Origin of the sequence: uncultured Romboutsia sp. (genome assembly GCF_958366745.1) — a bacterium.
Classification (GTDB): domain Bacteria; phylum Bacillota; class Clostridia; order Peptostreptococcales; family Peptostreptococcaceae; genus Romboutsia; species Romboutsia timonensis.
The window spans coordinates 1-5496 of sequence record NZ_CATXCO010000162.1 but is presented as its reverse complement, the minus strand read 5'-3'; the positions used below and the strand labels follow the sequence as shown (position 1 = coordinate 5496).

General features: G+C 22.5%; 4 protein-coding genes. 3 read left to right on the top strand and 1 reads right to left on the bottom strand.

Annotated features, from left to right (window positions below):
* The first annotated feature begins 115 nt into the window (after window positions 1–115).
* From Q5F54_RS10040 to Q5F54_RS10030, 3 genes are read left to right on the top strand one after another with little or no spacing between them, the layout of a single operon-like run.
* Window positions 116–1813 carry a dynamin family protein gene (locus Q5F54_RS10040; RefSeq protein WP_302334347.1) on the top strand — a complete coding sequence of 566 codons (1698 nt, stop codon included), beginning with the start codon at window positions 116–118 and terminating at the stop codon, window positions 1811–1813.
* 4 nt (window positions 1814–1817) lie between these two features.
* Window positions 1818–3521 (top strand): GTP-binding protein, encoded by a 1704-nt coding sequence (locus Q5F54_RS10035; protein ID WP_281538334.1) that lies wholly within the window; start codon window positions 1818–1820, stop codon window positions 3519–3521.
* Window positions 3522–3547: 26 nt separating this feature from the next.
* Complete coding sequence (locus tag Q5F54_RS10030) at window positions 3548–4627, top strand: glycosyltransferase (RefSeq protein ID WP_071120119.1); 1080 nt, start codon at window positions 3548–3550, stop codon at window positions 4625–4627.
* Between the two features lies 1 nt (window position 4628).
* Here Q5F54_RS10030 and Q5F54_RS10025 read toward each other — a convergent pair whose 3' ends face one another.
* Entirely contained in the window at window positions 4629–4877 is a 249-nt protein-coding gene (locus Q5F54_RS10025; protein WP_288306495.1) for a hypothetical protein, read from the bottom strand.
* Window positions 4878–5496: the final 619 nt, after the last annotated feature.

Below are 5496 nucleotides of genomic sequence, written 5' to 3'. Positions count from 1 at the left end.
CAAAGAATCTATTTCTAATAGTTTATCTAGTTACATATAGATATAAGTTCTTTAAGATAATTAAAATTCATACAATATAACAAATTTAAATTTAGAATATTTTATGGATAAGGTATTGAAGAGAAAAAAGGATGATAGTATGTATGATAGCAGATATATTGAATTAGAGAAATTAATGAACATAATAAATAAATTAAATAAAGAATTACAATTAGTAAAAAAAGATATAAACAATAAAGAAAGTAAATCAAAAGAACTAGTTTCATATATAGAACAAAAAATAAAAGAAAATACTAAAAGTATAAAAGAGCTAGAAAATCCATTTTTACTATTTATAATGGGTTCTGGTAATTATGGAAAATCAACTCTTATAAATGCCCTTTTACAAGAAAAAGTAATAGAAACTAGTGATATACCAAATACATGGAAACTAGATTTATTTATTAAATCAGATAATGAAAAAGTAGAAATAACCTATAATGATGAAAGAGAAATTATAAAAAGTTTAAGTAATGGTAAAAAAATATTAAAAGAAGAAGAGGATAAATTTAAAATATCAAAAAAAGAAATATCAAAAAAAATATTAAGCTACAAGAATAAACTTAGCAAAGATAAATTAAAAGAATTTAAAATTGAACAAGAAAGATTACACTTATATAAATCAGATATAAATCAAATAAAATACTATTTAAAAAATAAAAAAATACTTAATGACTTTACAATAGTAGATACACCAGGACTTAATCAAACCTTACTAAAAAACACCGTAAAGCGTATGAATAAATACTATCAAAAATCAGATGGAGTAATATGGCTAATAGATGCTCAAAATATAGTATCTAAAGAAACTAATAAATTAATTGAGGAAATAAATAAAATAGATAATTTACATGAAAAGAAAATAATAGGTGTAGTTAATAAAATAGATATAATAAAAAATGATAACGATTTAGAAAGACTTAAAGAAAAAGTAAATGAAATATATAATAATAAATTTAATGATATTGTTTATATATCAGCTCGTGATGCTTTAGATGGAATTGTAAACAAAGATAAATATTTAATAGATAAAAGCAACATAAATAATTTATATAAATCTATAGAGAGTAATTTCAAACAAGTATGTGAAAAAAAACAAATAGATTCTAAATATAAAAATTTATCTATAATGAAAAATAAAATACTAGATAAAATATATTCATATAAGAGAAGTTTGTATAAAGATATATCTGATTATAATGAAATTGAATTTGAATTAAATAAAAGTTGTAATGAAATATATTTATATACATTAAATCATATAAATAAATTTAAGAAGAAAAAAATATATACTAAAGAGGATTTATATTCATTAAAAAAAGCAATAGAAAATTTAGAAGTACAATGTAGTAAGGAAATAGAAAAAAATTATAATACATTAATCAAAAAAGCAGATTTTAGCAATATTACAAACAATCCTATCAACACAAAAGTCTATTTTTCTAAAAGCAAATATTTGATTATAAATTATAATAACTTTAAAACTGTAAAAAGAAATAACAAACTATCAAGTTTTATAAATCAACTCACAAAAGCAAATTCTGAAAAAGTTGTAAATGATGAAGTTGCATTAAGTAACCATATCCAAAAAAATATTACATACTTAGAAGACGAGATAATAACAACCCTAAAAGATAAATTAGATGAGATAAAAGATAATGTAAATGAAGTCAAATATAATACATTTAAAAATAAATATTTAGATTACAATTTAATAAAAGAGCATATTAGTTATTTAGACAATATAGAAAATATATTAATAAATTTGAGGTGATATTTTGGAAAATATAAGTCAATATATCTATGAAATTAAAGAAACTTTACTTAATTCTCCAATAAGACAAAGATTATCACAAAAAGAAATAGTACCCTTTAAGGATATTGTATCTGAAAATCTAAATGAACAGATAGAAAATATCAAAGCATTAGAATCAAGTCAGTATAAGCCATTAAATATAGCTATAGTAGGAGAAGTTAAATCAGGAAAATCAAGTCTTTTAAATGCACTTTTAGGAAAAGAAATAAGTAAGGTAGATGTATTAGAAGCTACTTCATCAGTAATAGAAGTTGTTTATAGTGAAAATACTGATGTGAGCAAATTTGCAGATTTGACAAGAATAAGTTTAGACATAGATTATTTGAAAAAAATAAATATAGTAGATACACCAGGACTAAAAAGTATAACTCAAAGTAATGAGAAGAAAACCATAGATTATATTAAGTACGCAGATTTAATTTTATTTGTTATAGATGCAACTCATCTAGGTCAAGAAGATACAATAGAAGCATTAGACTTAATAAGTGAATATAATAAACCTATTATTGGAGTAGTAAATAAATGTGATTTATTAACAGAAAATAGGAGTGAAATTTTAGATTATATAACAAGTGAGTATGGCATTTATATAGATAGATTTTTTATGATATCATCATCTCTTGAATATCAACATAAAATGAGTCAACAAACAATAGCTAAAAGTACAGACCTAATAGTATCAAACTATACAGAACTTAGGGAAAACTTTAGAAAATTAACTGATTATATAGAGTGTATATATGAAAATTCCAATGAGACAAAATACAAAAGTATAAAAACTTCAATAGAAGGAATAATTCAAAAAGATATAATAGTACATAACGATTATAATAAAAGCGTTGATGTATTATTAGGTGAATTAAGAAAATATGAAAAACTACTACAAAATAAAAAAGATTATATAAAAGCAAAAATGGAGTTTGAAATAAATGATTGGATTGATAGAATTTTATTAAGCGATGAGATAAAAAGAATTGAAAGTGATATAAAATCTGCAAATGTATATATAAATGAATCTTACTTAACTGATTTGATAAATTCTAAAAAGAATGAATTAGATGATTTATATTTTAAAGAATGGAGTACTTGCTTAAAAGAAGTAAGTGAAGAAATGGATGATGATATAAAAAGATATGTAAATGATATAACATATAAAAATGAGTTATTAGATACACCAACATTTAAGTTAGATGGGGAAAAAACAGATATGAATGCAATACTTGCAACAATAGGTACAGGGGCAATACTTGGTGCTACATCAGGAGGGGTTATTTCAATCTACAGTGCAACTTTAGGAAATTATGCAGCATCACTTACACTTGGAGCAGCTATTATGACTTATCTACCACCTCTTTTAATAGCTGGAACTATAAGTGGAGCTGTTGGAAAAGTTATATATGATAAAGTTTTAGATGATAGAAAAAACAAAGAAATACTTGACAATATAGAAAAATTTATAAAGAATTTAAAAGATAATATAAAAGAAAGACTAAATAAAGACTATGAAAAGCTTAGTCAAGAAATAGTAGTAACTACTACTGAGATATTAAAAAATATAAAAGGTGTATATATAAATAAATATGAAATAGAAGATTTTATGGAATCAATAGAAAAATATATAACATATTTAACACAATATGTAGAAATATCATACAATAAAGCATAAATGCAAATCCAATAAGGAGTAGAGACATGATAACCCTAAGCTTATGTATGATAATAAAAGATGAAGAATTAGTTTTAGATAGATGTTTAAAAAGTATTTATGATGCAGTCGATGAGATAATAATAGTTGATACAGGGTCAACTGATAATAGCAAAAATATATGCAAAAACTATACAGAAAATATATATGATTATATATGGAATGATGACTTTTCAGCTGCTAGAAATTTTTCTTTTGAAAAAGCTACTAAAGATTATATACTATGGCTAGATGCTGATGAAATAATAGATGAAGAAAATAAAGAAAAACTTTTAAACTTAAAACAAGTTTTATCATTAGATATAGACGTAGTAACTATGCATACATGTATGAACATAGATGAATGTAATAATCCTCAAATAACTATGGTAAGAAATAGAATAGTGAAAAGAGAAGATAACTTTAAATGGATTGGATTTGTTCATGAATATATAGAAGCTAGTGGAAATGTCTATGATAGTGATATTTGTATAATACATGATAAAGTTAAACCTGTAAGTGATAGAAACTTAAAAATATACAAAAAGAAAGTAGAAGAAAAACAAGCATTTAGTGAGAGAGATTTATATTACTATGGAAAAGAATTATATTGTAATAAATACTATAATGAAGCGATAAAAGTTTTAGAAGAGTTTGTATCTAAGGGAACTTGGGAAGATGAAATAATTGATGCTCTTTGTAAAATTGGAGAATGCTATTTATGTAAAGATGATAAAGAAATAGCTAGAAAATATTTTTATAAAACCTTTGAATATGGTCCTCCACAAGGCGAAATACTTTATAAGATAGCATATTCTTTTCAAGATGAAGAAAAATACGACAGAGCAATAAGTTGGTATGAGATAATATTAAGTTTACCTATACCTGATGATTGTTGTCAGTGTAGACATATATGCTGCTTAAGGTTTAAGCCACATCTTAATTTATGTTATTGTTATTTTAAAGTTGGAGACCTAAACCAGGCTTATTATCATCATAAAAATTGTATGAAAATAAATCCAAATGATCCATGTGTTAAATACAATGAAAGTTGTTTTAAATTAATAATGAAAAATAATAAAGTCTAGACTAATGTCTAGACTTTATTATTCTATCGAAAAAAAGACCAACTTTATATAAATTCATGGCAAATGTTTTTACTAAGTAATTTATATATCCTAAAAATCCTTCATCACATTCGTCTGAATATAACTTTGTGACATCCATTCCAAATTGTAAGTTAATATTATTTATATAATTAAATTGAATACAAACCATATATAAAAAATAGATTATTGCCACCATAAGCAATAAAAGTAAAATTAAACCTATTATCATAGATAAATCCCCTCCAATAAATAATCCCTTATAATAAATATTACTATAATTAGGATAAGATATCACCACACAAATACATATAAAATATTTGTTTAAACGACATTAACATACATGTAAGTGTAATATTTATACAAAAAAATTATTATCTAAAATAATAATTAAATAAGTGTAAAAAATTAATAGTTTTAGTAATATACTTGAGAAAGAATTAATAATTTTTTTAATATTTTTATATATTAGGAAACGGTAATATGAAAATTTTTAGGGGATAATATTTGAATATAAGAAAAATTGTCATTTAAAAATGCTTAACTGATAAGTAGTTCAATTTAAGGGAATTTTTTATGTGTTTAATAATAATAGAATAGTTATACTTATATCTTTAAATATATAGTATAGAGATATAAATGTAAATTATATAAATTATGATAAATTAAATATTATAATAAGGTTTACAAATAATTAGATTAAAGGTTAGTATAGAGTTAATAAGAACTAAGAGGTGTAATATGAATAGATACAAAGATATTTTAACTACTAAAAAAGATCACTTAGAGGAAGAAAAAACATAAGTGTAGATGAGAGAGTAGATAATTTAATAAAGTTAAAGACCATAAGA

What these genes read in the sequence shown, in the direction of transcription:
- Q5F54_RS10030 (WP_071120119.1), top strand. Translation starts at nt 3,548, where the DNA reads ATGATAACCCTAAGCTTATGTATGATAATAAAAGATGAAGAATTAGTT.
- Q5F54_RS10025 (WP_288306495.1), bottom strand. Translation starts at nt 4,877, where the DNA reads ATGATAATAGGTTTAATTTTACTTTTATTGCTTATGGTGGCAATAATC.